Origin of the sequence: Gemmobacter serpentinus (assembly GCF_008973825.1) — a bacterium.
Lineage (GTDB): Bacteria > Pseudomonadota > Alphaproteobacteria > Rhodobacterales > Rhodobacteraceae > Gemmobacter > Gemmobacter serpentinus.
On sequence record NZ_WCHR01000034.1, the window covers coordinates 60,475 to 86,785 of the forward strand.

Annotated in this window: 22 protein-coding genes; 11 read left to right on the forward strand and 11 right to left on the reverse strand. The window is 63.7% G+C overall.

Annotation, left to right across the window (positions count from 1 at the left end):
- The first annotated feature begins 60 nt into the window (after positions 1 to 60).
- The 7 genes from GBJ34_RS17180 (at position 61) to GBJ34_RS17210 (ending at position 7,030) form a co-directional block, all read left to right on the forward strand.
- Positions 61 to 849, forward strand: coding sequence for a DNA repair protein (locus GBJ34_RS17180; protein WP_151720423.1), 789 nt, complete (start codon positions 61 to 63; stop codon positions 847 to 849).
- A gap of 215 nt (positions 850 to 1,064) precedes the next feature.
- Positions 1,065 to 1,493: a paraquat-inducible protein A gene (locus tag GBJ34_RS17185; protein WP_151720424.1), complete on the forward strand. Its 429-nt coding sequence runs from the start codon at positions 1,065 to 1,067 to the stop codon at positions 1,491 to 1,493.
- On the forward strand, positions 1,490 to 2,467 hold the full coding sequence (locus GBJ34_RS17190; RefSeq protein ID WP_151720425.1) for an LLM class flavin-dependent oxidoreductase: 978 nt from the start codon (positions 1,490 to 1,492) through the stop codon (positions 2,465 to 2,467). The genes GBJ34_RS17185 and GBJ34_RS17190 overlap by 4 nt, the downstream gene beginning before the upstream one ends.
- Entirely contained in the window at positions 2,467 to 3,819 is a 1,353-nt protein-coding gene (radA, locus tag GBJ34_RS17195; protein ID WP_151720426.1) for a DNA repair protein RadA, read from the forward strand. Before GBJ34_RS17190 ends, radA begins: the two co-directional genes overlap by 1 nt.
- An 18-nt stretch (positions 3,820 to 3,837) precedes the next feature.
- Positions 3,838 to 4,455 (forward strand): CvpA family protein, encoded by a 618-nt coding sequence (locus GBJ34_RS17200; protein WP_151720427.1) that lies wholly within the window; start codon positions 3,838 to 3,840, stop codon positions 4,453 to 4,455.
- A gap of 119 nt (positions 4,456 to 4,574) precedes the next feature.
- Positions 4,575 to 6,050: an amidophosphoribosyltransferase gene (gene purF, locus GBJ34_RS17205; protein WP_151720428.1), complete on the forward strand. Its 1,476-nt coding sequence runs from the start codon at positions 4,575 to 4,577 to the stop codon at positions 6,048 to 6,050.
- Between the two features lie 317 nt (positions 6,051 to 6,367).
- Entirely contained in the window at positions 6,368 to 7,030 is a 663-nt protein-coding gene (locus tag GBJ34_RS17210; protein ID WP_151720429.1) for an SDR family oxidoreductase, read from the forward strand.
- A 76-nt stretch (positions 7,031 to 7,106) separates the two neighbouring features.
- On the opposite strand, the gene GBJ34_RS17215 is transcribed toward GBJ34_RS17210, so the two are convergent.
- From GBJ34_RS17215 to GBJ34_RS17230, 4 genes are all read right to left on the reverse strand, one after another.
- Positions 7,107 to 8,549: an aldehyde dehydrogenase family protein gene (locus GBJ34_RS17215; protein WP_226341250.1), complete on the reverse strand. Its 1,443-nt coding sequence runs from the start codon at positions 8,547 to 8,549 to the stop codon at positions 7,107 to 7,109.
- A gap of 43 nt (positions 8,550 to 8,592) precedes the next feature.
- A complete protein-coding gene (locus GBJ34_RS17220) occupies positions 8,593 to 9,828 on the reverse strand; it encodes an aromatic ring-hydroxylating oxygenase subunit alpha (RefSeq protein WP_151720430.1) in 1,236 nt (411 codons plus the stop codon).
- Between the two features lie 81 nt (positions 9,829 to 9,909).
- Positions 9,910 to 12,360 carry a GcvT family protein gene (locus GBJ34_RS17225; RefSeq protein ID WP_151720431.1) on the reverse strand — a complete coding sequence of 817 codons (2,451 nt, stop codon included), beginning with the start codon at positions 12,358 to 12,360 and terminating at the stop codon, positions 9,910 to 9,912.
- A gap of 93 nt (positions 12,361 to 12,453) precedes the next feature.
- A complete protein-coding gene (locus GBJ34_RS17230) occupies positions 12,454 to 14,883 on the reverse strand; it encodes a GcvT family protein (protein ID WP_151720432.1) in 2,430 nt (809 codons plus the stop codon).
- Positions 14,884 to 14,984: 101 nt separating this feature from the next.
- Here GBJ34_RS17230 and GBJ34_RS17235 point away from each other — a divergent pair, with 101 nt between their 5' ends.
- Positions 14,985 to 15,842, forward strand: coding sequence for a LysR family transcriptional regulator (locus GBJ34_RS17235; protein ID WP_151720433.1), 858 nt, complete (start codon positions 14,985 to 14,987; stop codon positions 15,840 to 15,842).
- 153 nt (positions 15,843 to 15,995) lie between these two features.
- Here GBJ34_RS17235 and GBJ34_RS17240 read toward each other — a convergent pair whose 3' ends face one another.
- The 3 genes from GBJ34_RS17240 to GBJ34_RS17250 are packed head-to-tail and all read right to left on the reverse strand — an operon-like array spanning position 15,996 to position 18,048.
- Entirely contained in the window at positions 15,996 to 16,520 is a 525-nt protein-coding gene (locus GBJ34_RS17240; protein WP_151720434.1) for a gamma carbonic anhydrase family protein, read from the reverse strand.
- Positions 16,517 to 17,152: a guanylate kinase gene (gene gmk / locus GBJ34_RS17245; protein ID WP_151720466.1), complete on the reverse strand. Its 636-nt coding sequence runs from the start codon at positions 17,150 to 17,152 to the stop codon at positions 16,517 to 16,519. The genes GBJ34_RS17240 and gmk overlap by 4 nt, the downstream gene beginning before the upstream one ends.
- 2 nt (positions 17,153 to 17,154) lie before the next feature.
- Positions 17,155 to 18,048, reverse strand: coding sequence for a YicC/YloC family endoribonuclease (locus GBJ34_RS17250; protein WP_151720435.1), 894 nt, complete (start codon positions 18,046 to 18,048; stop codon positions 17,155 to 17,157).
- A gap of 183 nt (positions 18,049 to 18,231) precedes the next feature.
- On the opposite strand from GBJ34_RS17250, the gene GBJ34_RS17255 reads away from it, so the two are divergent.
- Positions 18,232 to 18,912, forward strand: coding sequence for a PAS domain-containing protein (locus GBJ34_RS17255; protein WP_151720436.1), 681 nt, complete (start codon positions 18,232 to 18,234; stop codon positions 18,910 to 18,912).
- Here GBJ34_RS17255 and GBJ34_RS17260 read toward each other — a convergent pair whose 3' ends face one another.
- Together GBJ34_RS17260 and GBJ34_RS17265 are read right to left on the reverse strand one after the other, a co-directional pair.
- Positions 18,913 to 19,833, reverse strand: coding sequence for a CehA/McbA family metallohydrolase (locus GBJ34_RS17260; RefSeq protein WP_151720437.1), 921 nt, complete (start codon positions 19,831 to 19,833; stop codon positions 18,913 to 18,915).
- A 117-nt stretch (positions 19,834 to 19,950) separates the two neighbouring features.
- Positions 19,951 to 20,910 (reverse strand): magnesium transporter CorA family protein, encoded by a 960-nt coding sequence (locus GBJ34_RS17265; RefSeq protein WP_226341251.1) that lies wholly within the window; start codon positions 20,908 to 20,910, stop codon positions 19,951 to 19,953.
- Between the two features lie 141 nt (positions 20,911 to 21,051).
- Between GBJ34_RS17265 and GBJ34_RS17270 the strand changes: the two genes are divergently transcribed.
- Complete coding sequence (locus tag GBJ34_RS17270; RefSeq protein ID WP_151720438.1) at positions 21,052 to 21,552, forward strand: flavin reductase family protein; 501 nt, start codon at positions 21,052 to 21,054, stop codon at positions 21,550 to 21,552.
- A gap of 431 nt (positions 21,553 to 21,983) precedes the next feature.
- On the opposite strand, the gene GBJ34_RS17275 is transcribed toward GBJ34_RS17270, so the two are convergent.
- Positions 21,984 to 23,261, reverse strand: coding sequence for a calcium-binding protein (locus GBJ34_RS17275; protein WP_151720439.1), 1,278 nt, complete (start codon positions 23,259 to 23,261; stop codon positions 21,984 to 21,986).
- Between the two features lie 376 nt (positions 23,262 to 23,637).
- On the opposite strand from GBJ34_RS17275, the gene GBJ34_RS21110 reads away from it, so the two are divergent.
- Positions 23,638 to 25,884 carry a calcium-binding protein gene (locus GBJ34_RS21110; protein ID WP_151720440.1) on the forward strand — a complete coding sequence of 749 codons (2,247 nt, stop codon included), beginning with the start codon at positions 23,638 to 23,640 and terminating at the stop codon, positions 25,882 to 25,884.
- 111 nt (positions 25,885 to 25,995) lie between these two features.
- Here the strand turns inward: GBJ34_RS21110 and GBJ34_RS17285 are convergent, their stop codons facing one another.
- Entirely contained in the window at positions 25,996 to 26,244 is a 249-nt protein-coding gene (locus GBJ34_RS17285) for a DUF2312 domain-containing protein (RefSeq protein ID WP_151720441.1), read from the reverse strand.
- Positions 26,245 to 26,311: the final 67 nt, after the last annotated feature.

Consider the following 26,311-nt stretch of genomic DNA (forward strand, 5'->3'; position numbering starts at 1 on the left):
ATGTGTTGCACTCGGCGGGCTTCCGGGAAAGGTTAACCGCAAGGATTACCGGGGTGCATCATGTTTGACGATCACGCGCATCTGTGGCGGCTGGCAAGCAGCGTGGCGCAGAACGTGGCCTTTGGGGCGATTGTCGCCATCACCGCCTTCCTGGGCCTCTGCACCCTGCTTGCCGCCATCGGCCAGATGCCCTGGCCAACCATGCAACTGGCCTGGGGCGATGTGGCGCTGCCCGCGGCAGGCATGTGGGTGCAGATCGCACTGACCGCGATCATGCTCTGTATCTGCTTCTTCATTCCGGCCAATGCCCGCATGGCGCGGCTGGAGAAAACCCACCGTTCCTTCCAGATCGGGATGGAGGATGTGAAGCGCGCCTATTCGCTGGCGCACGCCGCCGACCGCACCGGCGTCTTCAGCCTGTCCTCGGAATTCGAGGAGATGCGGCAGCGGATGGAACTGCTGCGCAAACATCCGGACCTGCAGCATCTGGAGCCGGAGCTGCTGGAACTTGCCGCGCAGATGAGCTTCCAATCCCGCGATCTGGCCCGGGCCTATTCGGATGACAAGGTCGGGCGGGCACGCGAATTTCTGAAAGCCCGGCAATCGGACAGCGATGCCATGGCCGAAAAGATCCGCCTTGCCCGCATGACGGTCGACGAACTGAAACGCTGGATCACCGATGTCGAGGCGGAAGAACGCCGCAACCACGCCCAGATCCGCCGCCTTGAGGCCGATCTGCACGAGGTGCTGCCCGCGCTTGGCTATGCCTTTGACGAGCCGCGCGAGGTGGCGCGCGATCTGAACGTGGTGCCGCTGCATGGCAGCAAGGGCGAGATGCTACCGCAGTAAGCCGGGCGGGCCGTGCTGTCATAAGGATCGCGCGACCATCGGATCGCCCTCTCATGCGGATCGCCCGGCCATGCGGGCCGCTCGTCCATGCGGGGGATCTACCATGCAGGGGGATCTGCCCTGCGGATCACACATCACGCGGACCAACTGCACCGCGAAAAGGTGAGGCCGCGCCCACCTTGCGCCTGCCCCGCTTTCCAAGCATGGTCTGGCCCATGCCATACCCCGTCTCGCGCCTGCTGAACCTCTGCCTGCTGATCGCCTTTCCGGTATCGTGGTTCGCGCCGCTGTTGCGGGCAGGCCTGCTGCCGGTCTTCGGCCTGTCGGAACTCTCGGTCCTGTCGGGTCTGCAATCGCTGTGGCAAAGCGATGTGGGCCTTGCGCTGCTGGTGACCTTCTGCGCGGTCTTCGCCCCGATGATGAAGGTCACGGGCCGTGCGTTGCGCGATTTCGGCCTGCTGGACCCGCGTGTTGAGCCTGCGCTGGTGGTGCTTGGCAAACTGGCCATGGCCGATATCTTTCTGATCGCGCTCTATGTGGTGATCGTCAAAGGCGTGGGGATGGCCACGGTGGAAACCGCCTGGGGGCTGTATCTCTTTTCCGCCTGCGTCCTGACCTCGCTGTTCCTGAGGAGCCCGAAATGACCCGTCCGCCGCTTTCCCTGCTGGATCTGACCCGCGTGCGCGAGGATCAGGGGCCGGCACAGGCGCTGCGCAATGCAGCCGCCATTGCCGCCCATGTGGAGACCTTGGGCTTTCGCCGCTACTGGGTGGCCGAGCATCACAATATGGAGGGCGTGGCCTCGGCCGCGACGCCGGTGGTGATCGGACATGTCGCGGGGGCGACCAAGACGATCCGCGTGGGGGCTGGTGGCGTCATGCTGCCCAATCACGCGCCCTATGTGATTGCCGAACAATTCGGCACGCTGGCGCAGCTTTATCCGGGCCGCATCGATCTGGGCCTTGGCCGGGCACCGGGCACCGATGGCGCGACCCTGATCCGGGCGCTGCGCCGCGATCCGCAAGGTGCCGACCGCTTTCCGCAAGACGTGGTGGAGCTGATGGGGTGGTTCGCGCCCGAGAACGGCCATGGCATCACCGCCGTGCCTGCCGCGGGCACCGATGTGGAGATGGTGATCCTTGGGTCATCCCATTTCGGCGCGATGCTGGCAGCACAGCTTGGCCTGCCCTATGCCTTTGCCTCGCATTTCGCGCCTGCCGCACTGGACGAGGCGCTGCATCTCTATCGCAGCAACTTCCGTCCCTCGGATCGCCTGCGCGATCCGCATGTCATGGTCGCGGTCAATGTGCTGACCGCCGAAACCGAGGCCGAGGCGCGCCATCTGTTCACCACCACGCAGCAGGGATTTCTGGGGCTGATCCGCAACAACCGCCGCTTCCAGCATCCGCCGGGGCCGCTGGACTGGACCCCGCGCGAAGAGGCGCATGTGATGGGGATGCTGTCCTGCCATGCCTGCGGCACGCCCGATCAGGTCCGCGCGGGGCTTGAAGGCATCGTGTCGATGACCCGTGCCGATGAGCTGATCCTTGTCACCGATTGCTTTGATTTCGAGGCGCGCAAACGCTCATTGTCGCTGACGGCAGAGGTCTGGACGTAATGGCCAAGCTGAAGGGTTTCACCTGTTCGGTCTGCGGTGCCACCTATCCCCGCTGGGCTGGCAAATGCGATGCCTGCGGGTCCTGGAACAGCATTTTGGAAGAAGCCCCGCTTTCCGCCGGGCCGAAACCCACCGCCAAGGGCCGCACTATCCCGATCACCGATCTGGCCACCGAAGAGGCCCCGCCGCCACGCGCCGGCAGCGGCATTGGCGAGCTGGACCGGGTGCTGGGTGGTGGCCTTGTGCCCGCCTCGGCCATTCTGGTCGGCGGCGATCCCGGCATCGGCAAATCGACGCTGCTGTTGCAAGCCGCTGCAAGTTTCGCCCGTAACGGGTTGAAATGCCTTTATATCTCGGGCGAGGAGGCCGCCGCACAGGTGCGGATGCGGGCGCAGCGTCTTGGGCTGCAATCGGCACCCGTGGGCCTTGGGGCCGAAACCAATCTGCGCGATATCCTGACCACGCTGGATGCGGAACGCCCGGCGCTAGCGATCATCGATTCGATCCAGACCATGTGGCTGGACAATGTCGAAAGCGCCCCCGGCTCGGTCTCTCAGGTGCGCGCCGCCGCGCATGAGCTGGTGACCTTTGCCAAACGGCGCGGCGTGGCCGTGGTCATCGTGGGCCATGTCACCAAGGAAGGTGCCATCGCAGGCCCCCGCGTGCTGGAACATATGGTCGATACCGTCCTTTATTTCGAGGGCGAACGCGGCCATCAGTTCCGCATCCTGCGCGCGGTGAAGAACCGCTTTGGCCCGGCGGATGAGATCGGCGTGTTCGAGATGACCGGGGACGGGCTGTCCGAGGTTCTGAACCCCTCGGCCCTGTTCCTGTCGGACCGCGAAGCCGCCACCCCGGGATCTGCGGTCTTTGCCGGGATCGAGGGCACAAGGCCGGTTCTGACCGAGGTGCAGGCCCTCGTCGCGCCATCAAACCTCGGAACGCCGCGCCGCACCGTGGTCGGCATCGATTCGGGACGGCTTGGCACGATTCTGGCCGTGCTGGAGGCGCGCTGCGGTATCCCCTTCACCGGATTGGATGTTTTCCTCAATGTCGCGGGCGGGATGCGCATCAGCGAACCCGCCGCCGATCTGGCCATTGCCGCCGCCCTTCTCAGCGCGCGCGAGGATGTGGCAATTCCGCCAGACATGGTGCTTTTCGGGGAAATCTCGCTTTCCGGGGCGCTGCGCCCAGTGGGCCAGACCGAAAACAGGTTGAAAGAAGCGGCGAAACTTGGTTTTTCACAGGCAACATTGCCCTCTCGCTCCAAGGCGGGTCAGGCAGAAGGCATGAACTTGCGCGAAATGGCCGATCTGACGGCCTTCGTCGGCGAGATGTTCGGGGCGGGCTGACCCCGGGGGAGTATTGGAATGGAAGGTTTCACCATCATTGACGGCGTGGTGGCTGCGGTCATCGTGCTGTCGGCGATCCTCGCCTATTCGCGCGGGCTTATCCGCGAGTCGATGGCGATTGCCGGTTGGGTCTGCGCGGCGATCCTGGCCTATGTCTTTGCCGCACAGGCACAGCCGCTGGTGAAAGAGATCCCCGGCCTGAACAAGCTGATCGGTGACAGCTGCGAATTGTCGATCATCGTGGCCTTTGCTGCGGTCTTCGCGCTTGGCCTTGTGCTGGCCGCACTTTTCACGCCGCTGCTGTCCTCCTGGGTCAACCAGTCGGTGCTGGGTGGTCTGGATCAGGCGCTTGGCTTCCTGTTTGGCGTGGCGCGCGGCGTGCTGCTGGTGGCGGTGGCCTTCATCGTCTATGACCGCGCACTTCCGGGCCAGACCGTGCCGATGGTGGATAATTCCCGTTCGGCCAAGGTGTTCTCGACCTTCCAGGGCAATCTTGACAATCAGATCCCGTCGGACGCGCCGGGTTGGATCCTTGAAAAATACATGGGCCTGGTTTCGGTCTGCGCCGCGCCCACCGATGGCAGCGCCCCGCTGGAAACCGCACCGCAAGGCACCGCACCGGCCCAGAACGGCTGATCCGCGACGCGACGCATCCACGGGTCATGCCCTTGTGACCGCAGATGACGTGACACTCGGGTGACAAGGCAGTAAAGGGGGGCGCAGGACGCCCCCCTTCGGATTCGGAGAAGCCACCTATGCCCGTGATCGCCGGCACCCCGTTTGACCCCATCGAGGATGGCGACAAGCTGAAAGAGGAATGCGGCGTCTTTGGCGTCATCGGCGTATCGGATGCGGCGAATTTCGTGGCCCTTGGCCTGCACGCGCTGCAGCATCGCGGGCAAGAGGCGGGCGGGATCGTCACCTATGACCCGCAACATGGTTTCAACTCGGCCCGGCGCTTTGGCTATGTCCGCGACAACTTCACCCGCGCCGATGTGATGGCCACCCTGCCGGGTGAGCTTGGCATCGGCCATGTGCGCTATTCCACCGCTGGATCGAAGGGCGCGACCGCCATCCGCGACGTGCAGCCGTTCTTTGGTGAATTTTCGATGGGCGGCGCGGCGATTGCCCATAATGGCAATCTGACCAATGCCGCAGCCTTGCGGAAGGAACTGATCGAGCGCGGCTCGATCTTCCAGTCGTCATCCGACAGTGAATGCATCATCCATCTGATGGCGCGCTCCATACAGGCCAATATCGCCGAACGCATCAAGGATGCGCTGCGCCGGGTCGAGGGCGCGTTTTCCGTCATTGCCATGACCCGGACCAAACTGATCGGCGTGCGTGACCCGCATGGGGTGCGGCCGCTGGTCCTTGGGCGCGTGGGCGATAGCGGTTGGGCGCTGTCCTCGGAAACCTGCGCGCTGGATATCATCGGCGCCGAATTCGTGCGCGAGATCGAACCCGGCGAGATGGTGGTGATCGAGGGCAACAAGGTGCAATCGACCCGCCCCTTTGCCCCCGCCGCCTCACGGTTCTGCATCTTTGAACAGGTCTATTTCTCGCGCCCGGATTCGATCCTGATGGGGCGCTCGGTCTATGAGACCCGCCGCCAAATCGGGGTGGAACTGGCGCGCGAGGCGCCGGTGGATGCCGATCTGGTCTGCCCGGTGCCCGATAGCGGCACCCCTGCCGCCATCGGCTATAGCCAGGAAAGCGGCATCCCCTATGCGATGGGGATCATCCGCAACCAATATATGGGCCGGACCTTCATCGAACCCACCGAACAGATCCGCAATATGGGTGTGCGACTGAAGCTGAACGTGAACCGCGCGCTGATCAAGGGCAAGCGGGTGATCCTGGTGGACGACTCGGTGGTGCGCGGCACGACCTCGCGCAAGATCAAGGATATGATCCTGGATGCCGGCGCGGCCGAGGTGCATTTCCGCATCGCAAGTCCCCCCACCGCCTGGCCCTGCTTCTACGGCGTCGACACGCCGGAGCGGTCGAAGCTGCTGGCCGCGACGATGTCCGAGGACGAGATGCGCGAGTGGATCGGGGTAGACAGCCTGAAATTCATCTCGCTTGACGGGCTTTACCGTGCGGCGGGTGAAGCACAGGGGCGTGACCCGAAAGCGCCGAAGTTCTGCGATGCCTGTTTCTCCGGCGAATATCCGATCGCGCCCAGCGACAAGCTGGCGGAAGGCTTCGAGATGAAGGCGGCGGAGTGACCTGAGGCCAGAGACAAGAGGCAGGGTCCAGCCCCTGCACCCCCGGGATATTCAGGGGCAGAAAAGTGACAATCCCTGGCACACCCCTGACATGGTTTTCGCAACCCGCCTGCCATCTTCTGCCTGTCAGATACCCCACTTGGGTCCGGGGGCGTGAAGCCCCCGGGCGTCAGCCAGATCGAACAGGCCTGCCCCGCGACATAGCCCGCCCTTGCCCTTTCATCTGTTCCCAAATATCCCACTCGGGTCCGGGGGCGTGAAGCCCCTGCCTGTTTCGCCACACGCCCAGCAACCCCGCCCGAACGGAGGCCGCCCCCATGACCCAACGCATCGCCCTTGTCACCGGTGCCTCGCGCGGGCTTGGCTTTGCGATGGCCGAGGATCTGGCCGCGCGGGGCTGGCATGTGGTGGCGGTGGCGCGCACGGTCGGCGGGCTGGAAGAGCTGGACGACCGGGTGAAGGCCAAGAAGCAGCCCGGCGCGGGCGAGCTGACCCTGGCCCCGATGGATATCACCAATGACGATGCCATGGCCTGGCTCTGCCGCTCGATCCATGATCGCTGGGGCAAGCTGGATCTCTGGCTGCATCCGGCGATTCATGCCGCGCCGCTGACGCCTGCTGCCTTCCTCGACAAGAAGGATTGGGACAAGTCGATCGCGACCAATATCCGCGCGACCGGCATCCTGATCCCGATGGTGGAGCCGCTGCTTCAGGCTGCGGGCCCCACCGCGCAGGCCGTGTTCTTTGACGATGCCTGTGGCGGCGAGATGTATTTCAGCGCCTATGGTGCCAGCAAATCCGCGCAGATCGCCTTGGCGCGCAGCTGGCAGAAAGAGGCGGCCAAGGTCGGCCCCCGCGTCCGGATCGAGACGCCGATGCCGATGGCCACCGCCACCCGCGCCCGGTTCTACCCCGGCGAGGATCGCAGCCAGTTGGCCGATATCACGGCGGAGGGTGCCCGGCTGGTCGGCCTGTTGTAAGTGGCCGGCCCGTTGCAGGGCGCGGCCCCTCAGACCCATATCTTAGGGGCCGCATCATTGAGGCTTGAGCCAAAGATCACGCAGAACCATAGCCGATCAAGGCCTTGATTTCACAGAAATCATGGATCGCCCAACCGGCATATTCGCGCCCGTTGCCGGATTGCTTGTAACCGCCAAAGGGCGCGAATGTGTCCCATTCGGGATAGTTCAGGTTGATCTGTCCCGCCCGTAACCGCCGTCCGACCGCGCGGGCCTCGGATTCCTCGCCCTGCACATAGGCGGCAAGGCCATAGACCGTGTCATTGGCCATCGCCACCGCCTCATCCAAGGTGTCATAGGGCAGGATCGACAGGACCGGGCCGAAGATTTCCTCGCGCGCGATGGTCATGTCATTGGTCACATCACCAAAGACCGTGGGGCGCACGAACCAGCCACGGTTCAGCCCCTCGGGGCGCCCCAGACCGCCGCAAACCAGCCTGGCCCCTTCCGCGATGCCCTTTTCGATCAGACCCTGCACCTTGTCGAACTGCGCCTTGGAGACCAGCGGCCCCATCGTGGTCGCGCTGTCCGTGGTATCCCCCACCACCACCTCACCCGCGACCTGCGCCGCAACTTCCAGCGCGCGCGCCTGAGATGCGCGCGGCACGAACATGCGGGTCGGCGCGTCGCAGCTTTGCCCGGTATTGGCAAAGATGCCTTCCACTCCGCCGCGCACCGCAGCCTCCAGATCGGCGGAGGCGAGGATGATATTGGCCGATTTCCCGCCCAGTTCCTGCGCCACACGCTTCACCGTCGGGGCGGCCGCCGCAGCCACCGCCGTGCCCGCCCGGGTCGATCCGGTAAAGCTGACCATATCGACCTGCGGGTGCGTGGCCAGCCGCTGCCCCACCACCGGCCCCATGCCGTTCACCAGATTGAAGACGCCCGCAGGCACCCCGGCCTCGTGGCAGACCTCGGCAAACAAAAGGCCGGAAAGCGGCGCGATTTCGGATGGTTTCAACACCATTGTGCAGCCCGCGATCAGTGCGGGCGCCACCTTGCAGGCGATCTGGTTCATCGGCCAGTTCCATGGGGTAATCAACCCACAAACCCCGATCCCCTCATGCACGATCCGCGTGGTGCCGCGCGAATATTCCCAGACCATTTCCTCGGCCGAGGTCAGCGTGCTTTCAATATGGATCTGGCCAGCATAGGCCTGCGCCCCGCGTGCCCATTCGATGGGGGCGCCCATTTCCAGCCGCATGGCTTGGGCAAACTCTTCGTAGCGGCGGTTGTAGATCTCGAGGATGCGCCGCACCAGCGCGATGCGATCCGCGCGCGGGGTGGCAATAAATCCGTCAAAGGCCGCGCGGGCGGCCATGATCGCGCGATCGGCGTCAGACTCGGTGCCAAGCGCGATCTCGGCCACGATCTCTTCGGTGGCCGGGTTTTCCACGCCGATCCGGGTCGCGCCAGGCAGCGGGTCCACCCATGCCCCATTGATATAGAACTTGGTCGCATTGCCGGAAATTGTCATCATCCCCCCCCTTTTACTGCATCGGCCCTTGCCGCATCTGCCCCGGTCAGGGCCGCGCGATCTCGTCCAGATACCAGTTGATGTAGCGTAGCTCGTTCTGCTCCATCGGCGCAATCGGACCGGGCACAAAGTATTTCGACCGCACCCCGCGCGCGGTATGTTCGATGATCTTCTTGTCTTCCTCGGTCGTCACCGTCCACAACCAGGTGAGGCGGGCATGATCGTAGTCGCGGCCAGCCTCGGCCTTCGCATCAACCAGCCAGATCAGCTCCATCTCGGAGCTATCCGGCCCGGTCGGGATGAAGCGGTAGATCATGCCATGATCGGGATAGCAGACCAGAAATGTCGTGCCGCCCAGATGGATCGAGGTCACCCCGCCATCGAATGTCTCGAACCGCCCCATCGGCGGTGCCAGCGGCGTGCCATCCTCGGACCCGGTGCAGACGCCATCATAGAGCGCATAGCGGAAGGCATGGATCGCCTCGCCGCCCGCGCGGCTGGTCTGCCACAGATCGCCCTGCCCGATCTCGATGCCAAGCGCGCAGGTCCGCGCCTCCATCGCGGCATTCATGTCGGCGATGCGCTCCAGCGGCTGTTCCAGCGCATGGGTCTGCGAATATTCCGGGTGCGCCGGGCCGCAATGATAGCATTCGACGTAATTCTCGACGGCAAGTTTCCAGTTCGCCTCGATCACATAGGCTTCGCGATGCGCCACGCGCGCCTGGCCCCAGCCATATTGACCGATGGTCGCGCGCAACAGCCGCTCCACTTCGGTGAAATCCAGCGGATCGTCGGCGAAAGAGATGAAGACCAGACCTTCCACCACCCGGACATGCAGCTTGCGGAGGCCGTGATCCTCGCGCTTGAACTCCTTGGGCATCAGCCGCGCGGCTTTCAGCCGCCCGTCATTGCCATAGGTCCAGGCGTGATAGGGGCAGATAAAGGCCTTGGCATTGCCCTTCTGGGCGGTGCAGACTTCGGCCCCGCGATGGCGGCAGATATTGAGCAGCGCATGGATCTCGCCGCTGCTGTCGCGCGTCAGGATCACCTGTTCGGTGGCCAAGCGGAACAGCTCGAAATCATTGGGATTGGGGATCACGCTTTCATGCGCGATGCAATGCCAATGGCGGCGGAACACGCGATCCAGATCACGCTCGTAAATCTCGGGATGGGCGTAGAAATCGCGCGCAAGTCCCATGCCGGGGCGATGCGCGGCAACCAGCCGGTCGATCCAGTCGCCGCCCGGTATCTGTCCGCCCGAGATGCTTTCCAATGCAGGCATCGTGCCATCCTCCCGCTTGCGCCGGGTCTGGCCCGGCAGGCTTGCCAAGAGGGGGCCGGATGCCCGGCCCCCCCGATCAGATCACATGCGCACCCGCGCCGAACTTGGGTCATACATCGCCTGCAAGCTGGCCTCTGCCGGGTGCCGCCTGCCCGCGACCTCGATCTCATAGGTCGAGCCAAGGATCTCGGCCTCGCTTTCCCCCGCGCAAGGCACCCAGCCCATGCCGATGGCACCGCCCAGGAAATGGCCGTAATTGGCACTGGTGACCGGCCCCACGATGCGGCCATCGCGCACCACCGCCTCATTGTGGAACAGTTGCGGCCCGCCATCCTTCAGCTTGAACTGGACCAGCCGCCGCTCCATCCCGGCCTCCTGCTTGCGCAAGACCGCATCGCGCCCGATGAATCCCGGCTTGGCCGGGCGCACCGCAAAGCCAAGTCCCGCCTCCAGCACATGATCTTCATCGGTGATGTCATGGCCCCAATGGCGGTAGCCCTTTTCGATCCGGCAACTGTCCAGCGCATGGAGCCCGCAGAGTTTCAGGTCCGGTGCGGCATCCATGATCGCCTCGAACACATGGGCGGCCTGATCGGCGCTGACATACAGCTCCCATCCCAGCTCACCGACATAGGTCACCCGATGCGCGCGGGCGAGGCCCATACCGATCTCGATTTCCTTTGCGTGTGCAAAGGGATGGCCGTCGTTGCTGAAGTCATTGGGGCTGACCTTTTGCAAGATCCCGCGCGCCTTTGGCCCCATCAGGCACAGCACGGCCTCGGCTGCCGTCACATCGGTGATGACCGCGAAATCTTCGCCGAGATGGGCGCGCAGCCATGCCAGATCGCGCTGCAAGGTGGCGCCCGGCACCACCAGCAAAAACGCGGTTTCCGACAGGCGCGTGACCGTCAGATCGCTTTCAATGCCGCCCCGATCATTCAGCATCTGGCAATAGACGATGCGCCCCGCTGCCACATCGACCTGCCCCGCGCAGACCCGGTTCAAAAACCGGCAGGCATCGCGCCCTTCGACCCGGATCTTCCCGAAAGAGGACATGTCGAACAGCCCGGCATTCTCGCGCACCGCAAGATGCTCGGCCCGCTGGTTCTCGAACCAGTTCTGCCGGTCCCAGTTATAGCGGTATTCGCGCGGCTGATCTGGGCCCGCAAACCAGTTCGCGCGCTCCCATCCCGCCACCTCGCCAAAGACCGCACCGCGTGCCTTCAATGCCTCGTGCAGCGGCGTGCGGCGTATCCCGCGCGCGGTTTCAACCTGACGATAGGGGTAGTGATCGGCGTAAAGCAGGCCAAGCGTCTCGGTCACCCGTTCCTTCAGATAGGCGCGGTTCTTCTGGAAGGGCTGCGCCCGGCGCAGATCGACATCCCACAGATCAAAGGGCGGATGGCCTTCGGTGATCCAATGCGCAAGGGCCATGCCCGCGCCACCCGAGGAGATAATGCCGATGGAATTGTAGCCTGCCGCTACCCAGTAGCCGTTCAGCTCGGGTGCGGGGCCAAGATAATAGCGGTCATCGGGGGTGAAACTTTCCGGCCCGTTGAAGAAGGTGTGGATCCCCGCGGTTTCAAACATCGGCATCCGGTGGGTCGCCATTTCGAGGATCGGCGCGAAATGATCCCAGTCTTCGGGCAGGGTATCAAATTCGAAATCCTCGCGGATGCCGCCCATCCCCCAGGGCTTGGCCTTGGGCTCGAACGCGCCCAGCATCATCTTGCCCGCATCCGATTTGTAATAGGCACATTCATCCGGCACCCGCAGCACCGGCAGATCGCCGATCCCCTTGATCGGCTCTGTCACCAGATAGAAATGTTCGGCCGCATGTAGCGGCACGGTGACACCGCTTTGCGCCGCCAGATCGCGCCCCCACATGCCGCCACAATTGATGACCACATCGGTCGCGATATGGCCCGGACCATCGGGGCCGATGTAATCGACGCCGGTCACCCGGCGGCGCGGCCCTTCGACCGCCTCGGCCACGCGGGTGACCTTGGCGCTTTCGAAGATCTTTGCGCCATGCATCCGCGCGCCCTTGGCCAATGCCATGGTTATATTGGCCGGATCACACTGCCCGTCACCCGGCAGATGCACGCCGCCCACCACGCCAGAGGTGTTCAGGTGCGGATAAAGCGCCATCACCTGATCGGGGGTGATCCGATGCACCTCGACGCCAAAGATATCGGCGATGGTGGCCTGGCGCAAAATCTCCTGCAGGCGGTCTTCGGTCAGGGCGACCGTCATCGAGCCCACGGTTTTCATCCCCGTGGCCACGCCGGTCTCGGCCTCGAGACTGCGGTAAAGATCGGCGGAATATTTCGCAAGCCGCGTCATGTTCTGATTGGCGCGCAGCTGGCCGATCAGCCCCGCCGCGTGCCATGTCGTGCCCGAGGTCAGGCGCTTGCGCTCCAGCAGCACGATGTCGCGCCACCCGGCCTTGGCCAGATGATAGGCCACCGAACAGCCCGAAATGCCGCCGCCAATGATGACCGCCTGTGCCTTTTGCGGGATCGCCGCCATGTTCTGCTCCTTTACCTGTGCCCGTGGCCCGGTTTTGGGCGGGCGACAGGTTTTCGTCGAAAACCTGTATCTGCTGCGCGCCACGCGGCGCGCTTATGCTTTCAGCCGCGCATTGGCGGGATCATAGGCCGGGCCATCGGGCAGCACCTCGGCCGCGATACGTTGGCCGAAAATCTCGACCTCCAGCCTGGTTCCCGGCTGTGCCAGATCGGCGCGCAGCATCGCCAATGCAACACCATGGCCCAGGCGGTGCCCGAAAGCTGCACTGGTGACCTCGCCCACGATGGTATCGCCCTGCCAGAGATTGGACATATAGGGCGCGTCATGATCGCAAGCAGCCAGTTTCAGGCTGACGAAGCGCTTGGCGCTGCCATGCGCGCGCTCGGCCGCCAACACCGCCTTGCCGGGGAAGTCCTTGTTCCAGTCGATGAAACGGCCAAGACCCGCCTCCAGCAGCGTGTAATCGGTGGACAGGTCGCCCTTCCAGGCGCGGTAACCCTTCTCAATCCGCAGTGCATTCAGCGCCTTCATGCCAAAGGGCGTGGCACCCGCATCAAGGATCGCTGCATAGACCCTGGGCGCATCGGCGCGGTCGCAATGCACCTCCCATCCCAGTTCCCCCGCGAAGGATACGCGCAGCAGCGCCACGTCACAGCCTGCCAGCGTCACGTCGTAAAGCGCGGAAAGCCAAGGCTTTTCCAGATCGGCATCGCTGATCGATGCGAACAGATCGCGCGCCTTCGGGCCGGTCACGATGAAGCAATGCACGGCGTCGGTATGGTCTTCCAGCACAACACCTTCAGGCAGATCGCGGCGCAGCCAGTCGGCATCGTGGCTTTGCGCCACGGCGGCAGTGATCAGACCCACCTCATCCTCCCCATGGACCAGACAGGTCATTTCCGTCACCACCCGGCCGCGCGCATCGGGGAAATACAGCAAGCCCACCCTGCCGACCGCAGGCAGGCGCGTGGCGGTCAGGCGATCCAGATGCGCCCGCGCACCGGGGCCTTTCAGCCGCAGCCGGGTAAAGCCCGGCAGATCCAGCACGCCCACACCGCGGCTGACTGCAGCGCATTCCTCGGCCACTCTAGCGGCCCATGGCCCATCGCGCCGCCAGGTCTGGGTCGCCTCCCATGACGTATCGTCACCGGGTTGCGCGAACCATTCCGCCCGCTCCCAGCCGTTATAGGGGGCCATCTGCGCGCCCTTGGATTTCAAGCGATCATGCAGCGGCGACAGCCGCCGGTCAGGGGCTGCAGGCCAGCGGGCATGGGGGAAGTGAATGCCATATTCATGTCCGTAAACCTCCATCCCCTTCTGGACGAGGTAGTCGTGATCCTCCCATCCGGTGAAGCGGCGCGGATCACAGGACCACATATCCCATTCGGTGCCGCCCTCGGTCACCCATTCCGCCAGCACCTTGCCCGCGCCCCCCGCCTGACAGATGCCAAAGGTGAAGACGCAGGCCTCAAAGGCATTCGGCACCCCCGGCATCGGCCCGATCAGCGGATTGCCATCGGGCGTATAGGGGATGGGCCCGTTGATGACCTTTTGCAGATTGGCCTGCCCCAGCAGGGGCACCCGCGCCATCGCGTCATTGATATGCCATTCCAGCCGGTCGAGATCATCAGGATACAGCTGAAAGCTGAAATCCTCGGGCATCGGGTCGTCGGGCGTGGCCCAATGCGCTCGGCAATTGCCCTCATAGGGGCCAAGATTGAAGCCATATTTCTCTTGCCGCAGATAATAGCTGCTGTCGACATCGCGCAGAAGTGGCAGTTTGTGACCGACCTCGCGCGACCAGCTTTCCAGCTCAGGGATGGTGTCGAACAGCATATATTGATGGCTCATCACCATCATTGGCACCCGGCGGCCGAACATGCGCCCGACCTCGGCCGCATAGTAACCGGCAGCATTCACAACATATTCGCAACGGATCTCGCCCTTGGGCGTGGTCAGAACCCAGTCGCCGCCCTCGCGCCGCACATCGGTGACCGGGCAGAAACGCTCGATCCGCGCACACATCTGGCGCGCGCCCTTGGCCAGGGCCTGTGTCAGTTGCGCCGGGTCAATATCGCCATCATTGGGATCATAAAGCGCGCCGCTCAGATCATGGGTCTCAACAAAAGGATAGCGTGCCTTCACCTCATCCGGGCTCAGCACCTCCAGATCCATCCCCTGATAACGCCCCATGCCCGCGACGCGCCGGAACTCTTGCAACCGTTCCGGCGTATGGCCCAGCCGGATCGATCCGGTGACGTGATAGTTCATCGGGTAATCGACCTCGGCCCCCAGGCCGCGATAAAGCTGCGCCGAATAGCGCTGCATGTTCATGATCGACCAGCTGGACGAAAAGGTCGGCACATTGCCCGCCGCGTGCCAGGTCGAACCTGCCGTCAGCTCGTTCTTTTCCAGCAACAGGCAATCGGTCCAGCCGGCCTTGGCCAGATGATAGAGGCAAGAGGCCCCGACCGCCCCGCCCCCGATGATCACCACCCGCGCCGAAGTTGGAAAATCCGCCATCCGCCTCGCCCCTCTGTTCCGCCTCAGAGTATCAGCCGCGCGGGCCATTTCAATTCGGCTAGGCAGCGGCTATTGATCGCGAAACCCGATCAGGACAGGCCATGCAGATCGAACTTCTGGATACATTCCTCGACCTATGCGAGACGCGCAGTTTCAACCGCAGCGCCGAACGGCTGGGCGTCACGCAAAGCACCGTCTCGGCCCGGATCGCGGCGCTGGAAAATGCCCTTTCCGTGCGGCTGTTCGAGCGGTCGCGTGCGGGCACCGACCTGACCATCGAGGGCAGCCGCTTCGAGGCCCATGCCCGCAACCTGCGCCATGAATGGAACGAGGCGCGCCGCCGCATCCAGGTGCCTGATCGTGGTGCGCAACTGATCCGGCTGGGCATCCAGAACGATCTGGCAGCCCTCCATATCGGGCAATGGATGGCCGATTTCCGCCGCGCCTTGCCCGAAACCGCATTCTATGTGGAGCCCGACTACTCCAACCAGATGTGCGCCGATTTGCTGACCGGGGTGCAGGATTTCGGGGTGATGTTCTCGCCCAAACCGCACCCGGATCTGCATTTTGAAACCGTGGGCGAGGTGCCCTACCGGATGATCTCATCGGACACCGATGCGCTGGCCAGGGTCCGCCCCGAAAGTTTCATCTTCGCGCATTTCTCGCCTACCTTTGAGGCCATGCACCGCGCCACCACGCCACATCTGACAGGTGCTGCAATCTCGGTCGGGCAAAGCGGCACGGTGGCCGCGCTGCTGACCGCGATGGGGGGCGCCGGATATGTGCTTGAGACCACCGCCGAATCCATGATCGCATCGGGTGGCTTCCGGTCGGTCACGGATGCGCCGGTGCTGCGCCAGCCGGTCTATGCCGCGATGCATATCCGGCACCGTATCTCGAATGTGCATCGGCGGCTGACCCGCATCGTGCGGCGACGCCTCGCCGGGCGCGAAGGGTAGAAGGGGGCGCTCGCGCCCCCTCGCCGCCTTGCGGCTCACCCCCGAGGATATTTAGGAACAGATGAAGCGTGTGGCTGCGTTCTCACCTGTTCCTAAATATCCTCGGGGGGAGGCCGAAGGCCGTGGGGGGCAGACAGCCCCCCGGACGCGATCTCAGCCCGCGACCGGGATCAGGCCTGCACGGAACCGCGCCGCATTGGCCCGGTAATGCGCAGCCGATTTCAGCAGCTTCTCCTGCGCCGCCTCATCGAGCTGCCGCACCACCTTACCCGGCGCGCCCATGACAAGGCTGAAATCGGGAATCTCCTTACCTTCCGTAATCAGCGCGCCCGCGCCGATCAGGCAACCTTTGCCGATCTTCGCGCCGTTCAGCACCGTGGCCCCCATGCCGATCAGGCTGCCCGCGCCGATGATGCAGCCATGCAGCATCGCCTTATGGCCAATGGTGCAATCGGCACCAATTTGCAGCGGAAAGCCGGGATCGGTGTGCAGCACGCAGTTTTCCTGCACGTTGGAGCCCGCGCCGATGCGGATCTCCTCATTGTCGCCGCGGATCGTGGTGCCGAACCAGACGCTTGCGCCCGCCTCCATCACGATATGGCCGATCAGGTTGGCACCGGGTGCCACCCAGGCCGTGGCATCGATCTGCGGCGTGACGCCGTCCAATGCATAGATCATCGGGTCTCGAACTCCCTGTTCAGGCTGCGCACAAAGCCTGCGAGCTCTGGCTGGCGGTCCCGGCGCATCCGTTCAGCCTGCAGGATCGTCAGCAATTCCGCGAAGGCCTGGTCGATGTCGTGGTTGACGATGACGTAATCATATTCCGCCCAATGGCTGATCTCGTCGCGGCTTTTGGCCATGCGCCCCGCGATCACCTCTTCGCTGTCCTGCGCACGGGCGCGCAGACGGCGGTCCAGTTCAGCGATTGAGGGTGGCAGCACGAAGATCGACACCACGTCGCGCCCAAGGCTGGAGGAGCGGATCTGCTGGCCGCCCTGCCAGTCGATATCAAAAATCGTGTCGCGCCCCTCGGCCATTGCGGCCTCGACCGGACCTTTGGGCGAGCCGTAGAAATTGCCGAACACCTCGGCATGTTCCAGCATCTCGCCGGCGCTCACCATCGCCTCAAACGCGGCGCGTTCCTTGAAGTAATACTCGCGCCCCTCCACCTCGCCCGGGCGCGGTGCCCGCGTGGTCGCGGAAACCGAGAAGCGCAGACTGGGATCCCAATCCATCAGCCGGCGCGCCAATGTCGATTTCCCCGCCCCCGAAGGCGAGGACAGAATGAGCAGCAAGCCTTTGCGTTTCATCATCATTCCACGTTCTGAACCTGTTCGCGCATCTGGTCGATCACGGTCTTGAGGTCAAGCCCGATCCGGGTCAGCGCGATGTCCTGCGCCTTGGAACACAGCGTATTCGCCTCGCGCATGAATTCCTGCATCAGAAAATCGAACTTGCGCCCGACCGGCCCCGTTTCCGCCAAAAGCGCCCGGGCCGCCGCGATATGGGCTTGCAGGCGGTCCAGTTCCTCGGTGATGTCGGTCTTCACCGCCAGCAGCGCCAGTTCCTGCGCCACGCGCTGCGGATCGGCACCGTCGCTATTGTCAAGGATACGCGCCAGTTGCGCGTGCAGGATTGCAGATTGCTGGCCCTTGCGGGCCTCCAGCGCCTGCTGCGCCTCCTCCTGCAAGGCGGCGATACGGTCGATCTGGCCCGCGATCACCTGATGCAGCGCAGCCCCTTCCGCCGCGCGCATCGCATTGAAGGCGGCAATCAGCGCGGGCAGATCGGCCAGGATCGCCATGCGCAGGGCCGCTGTATCCTCATCGGCCTGGCCCGCCTCGATCACGCCGCGAAAGCCCAGCACATCGGCGTGAGAGGGCTGCGCCAGCGTCATGCCGGTGCGCATTGCCTCATCCTCGATCTGCGACAGCGCCTGCAACACCGCCCGCAGGGTGCCTTGGTTCAGGCGCAGCGCCTCGGTCTCCACCTGGTCGCGGCTGACACGCAGCGTCAGGCTGACATTGCCCCGGCTGAGCGCCCGCGTGAGTTCGCCCCGCAGCGCCAGTTCCAGCCCGTCGATCCAGTCCGGCACCCGCAGCCGCAGGTCCAGCCCCTTGCCATTGACCGCGCGCAGATCCCAGCTCCAGCCGGCCCCCGCGCCCTGCCCCTTGGCGGCCGCAAAGCCGGTCATCGAGATCGTCATGCCATCCTCCGCCCTGCCGGATCACCGGCAGGCATTTACCATTTGTTCAGTTTAAGCGCGAATTTGCGTCGAATACCGGCTAATATTGACCCATCGGCAAGCAATCCGGCGCCGCCATCCCTGCCGCCGCAAGGCATCGGGGCATTGGCAATCTGTCGCGCCATCAGACGGGGAGTCAAGCCCATGACACTGAGCTTCTTTGGCAGAGCGGCGGGCAAGACCAGCCGTGCGGCGCAGGATGCGCAGTTGCGCGCCATGACCGAAGAGGTCCGCGCCTATTGGGAGGGGCTGCGCCGAGGCGGTGATTTGCCGGAACGCAGCCAGATCGATCCACGCGGCATGGAAGGCGCGCTGCGCGGCACCTTTCTGGCCGAACGCATCGCGCCGGGCGTGGCGCGTCTGCGCATCGCCGGGATGAATTTCACCGATCTTCTGGGGATGGATGCCCGTGGGATGCCGCTTTCGGCGTTGTTCGATCCGATGTCGCGGGCGCGACTTTCGGTGCTGCTCGACAGCTGTTTCCTGCGGCCTGCGGTGCTGGATCTGGCGCTTGGCTGCGAAATGGGGATTGGCCGTCCCGACCTGCGGGCGCGGATGATCCTTTTGCCACTGGCGGGCGATGGCAGCCGGGGCGAGATGGCGCTTGGCTGTCTGGCGCTGGCAGACCAGATCGGGCGCCAGCCCCGGCGTCTGGTGATCGAAAGCGCCACCACCACCCCGGTGCGCCTGCCCCAGCTGCAACCTGCGGTGCCGCTGCAAGTGTTGACAGAGATTGCGAAACGGGCGGGAAATGCGGCAAGCACAGCCACGCCCCAGCCGGGCCACTTGCGGCTGGTCACGCAAGACGGCGAAAAGATCGGCTGATCAGCGCCAGATCGGGTTCGACCAGGCCCGGCGCCCGGCAGCGTCAATCACCGTCACCCGCAGCCAGGGCGAGGCGGCAAAACGCTCAAGCTCCATATGGCTCCGCGTCATGGAAGCGCCATGCACCGCCCGCGCCGCCGTGCCCTGCCCCTGCACGATCATGCTGACCACGGCCGAGCTTTCCACCCGGATCTCATCGCCCACGATCTCCACATTGCGCAGTTCCGGCCCCTGACTGCTGTAAAACTCCCCTGCCTTCAGCGCCGCAAGCAGCGCCTCGGGCGTGTTCTCGGTGGCCTTGACCATGACCCAGCCGCCGAAATGGTCCGGCTCGGTGAAATGCGCGTCATCGGTCGCGATCACGCTCAGCCGCCGCCCCTCGGTCAGCAGCAGATCGGCAATGGCAAAGCCATCGGGCCGGTCGCAGCCAATGGCGCAGCCGTGATTATAGATCTCCACCGCATGGGCGGCGGTAATGGTGCGGGCGTCCGACAGCGTCAGACCTGACCATTGCGGATGGGCGATGGCCACAAAGGCCCCGGCAGCCACCGCGCGGGCCGCGATCTCGGGCCCGGTTTCCATACCGGGATGCACCGCGAAATCGGGGGCATGGCCGGGGGCGAAATCGGGCGGCAGACCCACGGCCAGGATATGCCACAGCTCGCCATTCAGCATCGGGCCGGAATGCAGCTCGGCCCCTAGAAGGGTGGTGAACCCATCAGACCGGAACGGCACCGTGTCGATGATCGGATAGCCGTAGCGCCCGACGAAATGATCGGTCAAGGCCATGAAATCATAGCCTTCCGCGCGGTAGCGCCGGCACACCTCTTCCGGGGGCAGCGCGCCGTCTGAACGGTCGGAATGGGTGTGCAGATTGCCGCGCCAGAAGCGGCCGGGGGCAGTAAAGGCGGCAAGGCGCATCGATGGCACTCCGTCAATCAATCTTGGCAGATCAGTCCCCGATCTTGCCGCAAGCCGTCTTGCCCATGCTGCCCTGATCGCGACGCGAAAGTCCGACGCGCGACATCCGTGGCGGCCTTACAGCCATTTTCGCCATTTGAAATAGGCCCAAGTCCCGATCGCCGAGGCCAGCATCACCCCGATCGCCGCCGGATAGCCCCAGCTTTGCTCGAGTTCGGGCATATTCTTGAAATTCATTCCATAGATCGAGGCGATCAGCGTCGGCGGCAGAAACAGCGCCGACACCACCGAAATGATCCGGACTGTCGCATTCTGTGCCAGATCGATCATCCCCAGCGTGGCATCCGAGGCTTGGGACAGGCGCTGCGCCAGAAAATCGGTATGCACCTCCAGCGATTGCAGATCGCGCAGCAGGCTGGTCGCCAATTTGCCATGGCCCCGCATCATCGGCAGAGGCTGCGCATAGCCGATGGCGCGACCAAGCGTCAGCAGCGCCAGCCGCAACTTGGACAGAAACTCGCCCTCGCGGCCAAGCTTCTGCAAACCCAGTTGCAGCATGTCAGGGCTGCGCCCGGCGTCCTCGGGGCCATAAATCGCGCCGGTGACCGCATCCAGACCGCGCCCGACCTCCTCCAGATGGTCGGCCAGCCGGGCGATGATTTCCTCTGTCAGCCCAAGAAACACTGTCGCGGCAGAGTCACAGCCCGCCGTGGTGTGATCGGCCTTGGCGGCAAAGGTTTCAAACGGGCGCGGGCTGTGAAAGCGCACCGTCACCAGCCGCGCGGGCGTCAGCATGAAGCTGAGCGGTGCCGAAACTCTGCGCCCATCGGCGCTCTGGCCCGGCACCATGATCGTCATCACATGCACATCACCATCATGATAGAGCCGGTTCGACAGCTCGATCTCGTCCATATCGGCCTGACTGGGCAGGTCGAAACCCAGGCTGGCAAGCTGCGCGACCTCGTCGGGCGTGGGCGCCAGCAGGTCAATCCACAGCGCCTGTTCCAGCATCTCGGTCGCGACCAGCTTGCCCTGCCGGTTCTGATAGGCCTTCAGCATCGGATCTGCCTTTTGCATGGATGCCCGCTCGCCTCGGGACATGGGGTTCTGACTATCCGCCTTGAGGCTGCGACAAAAGCCCCAAGCGCTTGCCCATCGCCGCTGCATGACGCAGAAGGGGAAAAGCCGCAGACCTGACGCATGATGAAGGGGCCGAGCATGACCGAACCCGTGAAGATCCCCGATGCCGCACATGCGCGCGCCTTTCGCGATGCGCTTGGGTCCTTTACCACCGGGGTCACGCTGGTGACGACGACGACGCCCGAGGGCCCGCTTGGCTTTGTCGCCAACAGCTTTGCCTCGGTCTCGCTGGAGCCACCGCTGGTCCTGTGGTCACCCGCCCGCGCCTCGGCGCGCTTTGCGCCTTTCCGTGATGCGGCCCATTACGCCATCCACATCCTTGCGCTGGAACAGTTCGACCTGATCGACCGCTTCCGGCGTGGCGGCGCAGGCTTCGCGGGCCTGGAACATGCGGTCAACCCCGAAGGCGTGCCGGTGCTGGATACGGCCCTCGCGCGGTTTGAATGCCGTCAGAGCGCGGCCCATGACGGCGGGGATCATCTGATCATCGTGGGGGCGGTGCTGCGCTTTTGCGAACGCGACGGCGCGCCCCTGGTGTTCAACCGGGGGGCCTATGGCGGCTTCGCCCATGCCGGGTAAACCCTCGGGCAAGCTGAGGGCGCGGCACGACTGAGCGCGCCCCGCGATTCAGCCCGGATGCCCGATCAGACAGCAGCGGCTGGGGCCATCTTCAAGACGCTGGCGCGGGACGGACGGCTGAGGATCCTCCGCCCTCTGTATTCGGAAAAGAAATCGGTCGGCGCGCTGACGGCACCGCAGTCCGCGCGGCGGGTGACGGTCAGCCGGCAATGGGCCGGACTTGGCCGCGCAGGGCTGGCCGGCTGCTGCCGCGATGGCAAGGCGATCTGCTATACGGTTCAGGGCCAAAGGTCGCCCAGGCGATTGCCCCGATCTGCGATCTGTTCTGCGAAAACACATTCCGCCAAAGCACCTGAAGGCGGGGCCTGCAAGGGGGACGACGCATCGCCCCCCCTTGCCGCCCGAGGCCCGCCCCCGTGGGCCTTGGATGCCTAGTGGATGGGATCCCCCCAGCCAAAGGCCACGCGCAGCCCTTCGGCCGACCAGCCGTTGAAGGTGATCGAGCCTGCGCCATCGACCAGATCGACCCGCGCCTGCCCCTCGACACCGCTGAAATCCAGCCCGTTCTGCTGCATATATTGCGCAAGGCCGGTCACGGTATTGCCGATGGTGATGGTCACCGCCTCGCCTGCCTCGAAATCGGCGATCACCGCATGGGCGCCCTTGCCCGCGCGCGGAGTCCAGAAATCAAAGGCATCAATGCCGCTGCCGCCGGTCAGCGTGCTGTCGCCGCCATCCAGCATCCGAGTTTGCAATCCGTCATTGCCCTCACCGCCGTAAAGCAGCGCGGTCTGCGCGCCACCGTAAAGCATGTCATTGCCCTGATCGCCAAAGATCGTGTCGAAATGGGCGTGACCATAGATCGTGTCATTGCCCTCGCCCCCGATCAGCAGGTCGGCGCCATCATTGCCGCCGATGCTGTCATGGCCACGCCCGCCAAGGATGGTGTCATTGCCGGTGCCGCCCGACAGCAGGTCATTGCCATCCGCACCATCCAGCAGGTCATGGCCCGCGCCGGACAGGAAGCGGTCATTGCCCTGATCGCCGACCAGCGTGTCATTGCCGCCCAGACCGTAATGGACATAGATCTGCTCGGCCGTCAGCCCCTCAAAGCCCACCACATCGCCACTGGCCAGCGTCAGGAACAGCCGCCCCGCCAACGTGGAGATATAGGCCCCCGCGCCGATCACCGCCCGCCCATCCATACCATCGACGGTAAAGCTGTCGCGGGTGATGTCGAAATCGCCGATCACGGTTTCCGACAGCGGCACATTGCCCACCAGTTGCAGGTTGAACTGGTCACTGCCCTCGCCGCCGAACAGCAGCTTGTTGCCGCCATCGCTGAGCCGGGCATTGAGAATGTCATTGCCCGCACCGCCCATCAGCGTGCTGTCGCCGCTGCCGCTTTGCAGCAGATCATGGCCAAGGCCGCCGAACAGCATGTCGCGCCCGTCGCCGCCATAAAGACGGTCATCGCCCGCGCCGCCGATCAGCGTATCATTGCCGCCGCTGCCAAAGATCTGGTCATGGCCATCACCGCCATCGATATAGTCGGAGCCGCCAAGCGCATTGATGATGTCATTGCCGGCACCGCCATAAATCAGATCGGCAAGGGTGCTGCCATTGAGGGTATCGGCGAGGTCAGAGCCGATCAGCGTCACATTGAAGGGCCCGACCGGGACGGGCTGAATGGGGGGGATAATGGGCATTGGTTACTCCAGATAACGTCAAAACATGCAAAGCCAGACTGCCCATGCCTTGCCTGGGGCTCTGCGGCCCCTGAACACCAAGGCAACCTATCGATGCCTCGCGCGATTCGCCACGAAATCGCAGCAAATGTGGCGAAACAAGGGCATCGAGAAGTGGAAACAATGTCCATTTCGCCGCAGGGGTCCAACCCCCAGGGGCGCCGCGCGGCAAGGCATGAACATGCGGGTTTAAACCAAAGTTTGTGGGCGGGATCTTGCCCATAAACCTTTCGCCCCTTTCACCCGGTCACGGGTTTTGCCAAAGACTTGCACCGAACCTACGCATTTTCCGTGCGTTTCAACCCTGAGACGAACTGTGCAGTATTAGGAGACCGACATGCCCGACGTTCCTGGCAATCTGAGCACAACCTACACGATCGCGACCACCGGGTTGGTGAACATCCTAAACGACCCGACGAAACCGCCGGTCGATTACGCATCGCTGGAGGTCAATGGCGACGTCGATTACTATCGGATCACGCTGCGCGCGGGCTATTCCTATGATTTTCTGGTGAATGGTCTGGAAGGTTCAGCCGCCGATATCCAGATGCAGCTGCTGACCTCAACCAATTCCTCGATCAGCGGACTTGGTTGGGTCAATCATGGCTCGCGCTTCTCGTTCGTATCGGCAACAAGCACCACCTTCTACCTCGCGGTGCAGGATGACTATACAGGCGACAGTGGCAATCCGCAGGCCGGGGCAGAGGGCGCCTATGCGATCACCATCCGCGGTGGCGATGATGTGATGAACACAACCGCAACCACCGCAGTTATCGCGGGCAGCGGAAACACGATCCACACGCTTGGCCAGTCCAACGACGTCGACTACTTCAAGGTCAATCTTAAAGCGGGCCTGACCTATGACTTCACGCTGATAGCGGCTGAAGCAGATGCCGATATGCAAATTGCCATCATGAATGCGCAGAATGCACGGCTGACCTATGCGAGCGAGGGCGGAACGGTCTCGATCACGCCCGCCACCAGCGGTCAATATTACATCCGCATCAGCGATGACTATACCTATGACCGCGCAGCCGAAGGCCAATACACCATCACCGCGCGCATGGGCGACACGATTCAGGGCAATGCCTCGACCACCGCGGTTATCAATGGCACCGGGGTGATCGCCTCGGATCTGGCGCAATCCAACGATTCCGACTGGTTCAAGGTCAATCTGGTGGCCGGGCGCAGCTATGGCTTTGGCCTTGGTGGCGACGGGTCGTTGAATTCGCTGGATGATGGCCGGATCGAGATCCGCACCAAGGCCGGGGCACTGGTCAGCTATGCCGAGGAAAACGGCGTGGCAACGATCAATCCGACTGCCAGCGACCAGTATTTCATCATCGTGAAGGATGATTACAGCTACGACAACAGCGGTGAGGGCAATTACCGCATCACCGCGATGATGAACGACACCATCGTCAACAACACCGCGACCACGGCCACGCTTGGGCACAATGCCTCGGTGGTGTCGAATATCGATGCGCCCAAGGACACCGACTGGTTCAAGACTGCGCTGAGCGCGGGCCTGACCTATGGCTTCAAGATCGCGGGCAATGGCGGCAATGGCGTCTCTGACCCGGATGTCTATTTGCGCGACACCAATGGCAGCACGATCCTTGTCTATGGCGACAACTACTCCGACAGCACCTCGACCATCAGCTATACCGCAACGCGGGGCGGCACCTATTTCGTGCAGGCCGGCAATATCAATGAAAGCGATGTGGGCAGCTATCGCCTGACCTCGATCGCGACCGATACCGTGCGCAATGATGTGGCGACCGGCGCAAATATCGTCGATGGCGAGAAACGTCTGGGCAAGATCGATGTCGCGGGCGATGCCGACTGGTACAAGGTCAAGCTGGTCGAAGGCCGCGAGTATACCATCAAACTCAGCGGCAACACCGCCAATCCCAAGCTCGCCGCGTCAATGCTGGGGCTCTATGATGATGATGGCGCGCGGATCACCTATGCCTATGGGTCGGGGTCCAGCGCGGCCGTCATCACCTTCACGGCAACCGCGACCGGCACCTATTTCCTTGGCGCTGCGGGCTATGGTTCGGCCAGCGGCAATTTCGCGCTGACGCTTGGGTCGAACGCCACCAAATTTGTCGGCAACAATGCCGCCAATGATCTGACCGGCAATTCCCGCGCCAATCTGCTGCAAGGCAATGGCGGCAATGACAAGCTCTATGGTCAGGGCGGCAATGACACGTTGCAGGGCGGCAAGGGCAATGACTGGCTCCATGGCGGCGCGGGCAAGGACAAACTTCTGGGTGGCGATGGCAAGGATGTGCTGAACGGCAATGCCGGGAATGACATCCTGACCGGCGGCAAGGGCAACGATCACTTCATCTTCAACCGCAATGGCGACCGCGATGTGATCACCGACTTCCAGGACAATGTCGACACGATCCATCTGGTCGGTCTGGGCGTGAAGACGGTGAGCCAGGCCTTGGCCAAGGCGAAACAGGTCGGCAGCGATGTGGTCTTCGACTTCGGCAAGGGCGACACCCTGCGCATCGAGGATGTGACGAAGAACCAACTGAAGAACGATCTCGCCTTCGACATGGTCATCGGCTGACGGAACAGAGGGGGCGGTGGCAACGCTGCCGCCCCCCAAATAAGCGACGGGGCCCGTATCCAGATCGGAACGGGCCCCGTTTTCATGTCGAAAGCTATGCCGCTTGCGGCCTTACTCCATGCCAAGCGCCTGCTTATACAGCTCCAGGATCGCCTCTTCCTCGGCAATGTCATCGGCCTTGCGCTTGCGCAGTGCGATGATCTTTTTCATCACCTTGGTGTCATAGCCCCGGCCCTTTGCCTCGGCCATCACCTCTTTCTGCTGTTCGGTGATATCCTTTTTCTCGGCTTCCAGTTGCTCATACCGCTCGATGAACTGGCGCAGCTCGTCGGCGGTGACGTTATAGGGATCGTCGCTCATTCTTGCCTCATTTCCTTGTTGCGCATTTCTACCGTCCGCACCGGGCCGCGGCAAGCCGGGAGGAGAC

Bases quoted from the DNA above. Each gene is read 5' to 3' on its own strand.
- GBJ34_RS17180 (WP_151720423.1), top strand. From the start codon at position 61: ATGTTTGACGATCACGCGCATCTGTGGCGGCTGGCAAGCAGCGTGGCG.
- GBJ34_RS17185 (WP_151720424.1), top strand. From the start codon at position 1,065: ATGCCATACCCCGTCTCGCGCCTGCTGAACCTCTGCCTGCTGATCGCC.
- GBJ34_RS17190 (WP_151720425.1), top strand. From the start codon at position 1,490: ATGACCCGTCCGCCGCTTTCCCTGCTGGATCTGACCCGCGTGCGCGAG.
- radA (WP_151720426.1), top strand. From the start codon at position 2,467: ATGGCCAAGCTGAAGGGTTTCACCTGTTCGGTCTGCGGTGCCACCTAT.
- GBJ34_RS17200 (WP_151720427.1), top strand. From the start codon at position 3,838: ATGGAAGGTTTCACCATCATTGACGGCGTGGTGGCTGCGGTCATCGTG.
- purF (WP_151720428.1), top strand. From the start codon at position 4,575: ATGCCCGTGATCGCCGGCACCCCGTTTGACCCCATCGAGGATGGCGAC.
- GBJ34_RS17210 (WP_151720429.1), top strand. From the start codon at position 6,368: ATGACCCAACGCATCGCCCTTGTCACCGGTGCCTCGCGCGGGCTTGGC.
- GBJ34_RS17215 (WP_226341250.1), bottom strand. From the start codon at position 8,549: ATGATGACAATTTCCGGCAATGCGACCAAGTTCTATATCAATGGGGCA.
- GBJ34_RS17220 (WP_151720430.1), bottom strand. From the start codon at position 9,828: ATGCCTGCATTGGAAAGCATCTCGGGCGGACAGATACCGGGCGGCGAC.
- GBJ34_RS17225 (WP_151720431.1), bottom strand. From the start codon at position 12,360: ATGGCGGCGATCCCGCAAAAGGCACAGGCGGTCATCATTGGCGGCGGC.
- GBJ34_RS17230 (WP_151720432.1), bottom strand. From the start codon at position 14,883: ATGGCGGATTTTCCAACTTCGGCGCGGGTGGTGATCATCGGGGGCGGG.
- GBJ34_RS17235 (WP_151720433.1), top strand. From the start codon at position 14,985: ATGCAGATCGAACTTCTGGATACATTCCTCGACCTATGCGAGACGCGC.
- GBJ34_RS17240 (WP_151720434.1), bottom strand. From the start codon at position 16,520: ATGATCTATGCATTGGACGGCGTCACGCCGCAGATCGATGCCACGGCC.
- gmk (WP_151720466.1), bottom strand. From the start codon at position 17,152: ATGAAACGCAAAGGCTTGCTGCTCATTCTGTCCTCGCCTTCGGGGGCG.
- GBJ34_RS17250 (WP_151720435.1), bottom strand. From the start codon at position 18,048: ATGACGATCTCGATGACCGGCTTTGCGGCCGCCAAGGGGCAGGGCGCG.
- GBJ34_RS17255 (WP_151720436.1), top strand. From the start codon at position 18,232: ATGACACTGAGCTTCTTTGGCAGAGCGGCGGGCAAGACCAGCCGTGCG.
- GBJ34_RS17260 (WP_151720437.1), bottom strand. From the start codon at position 19,833: ATGCGCCTTGCCGCCTTTACTGCCCCCGGCCGCTTCTGGCGCGGCAAT.
- GBJ34_RS17265 (WP_226341251.1), bottom strand. From the start codon at position 20,910: ATGCAAAAGGCAGATCCGATGCTGAAGGCCTATCAGAACCGGCAGGGC.
- GBJ34_RS17270 (WP_151720438.1), top strand. From the start codon at position 21,052: ATGACCGAACCCGTGAAGATCCCCGATGCCGCACATGCGCGCGCCTTT.
- GBJ34_RS17275 (WP_151720439.1), bottom strand. From the start codon at position 23,261: ATGCCCATTATCCCCCCCATTCAGCCCGTCCCGGTCGGGCCCTTCAAT.
- GBJ34_RS21110 (WP_151720440.1), top strand. From the start codon at position 23,638: ATGCCCGACGTTCCTGGCAATCTGAGCACAACCTACACGATCGCGACC.
- GBJ34_RS17285 (WP_151720441.1), bottom strand. From the start codon at position 26,244: ATGAGCGACGATCCCTATAACGTCACCGCCGACGAGCTGCGCCAGTTC.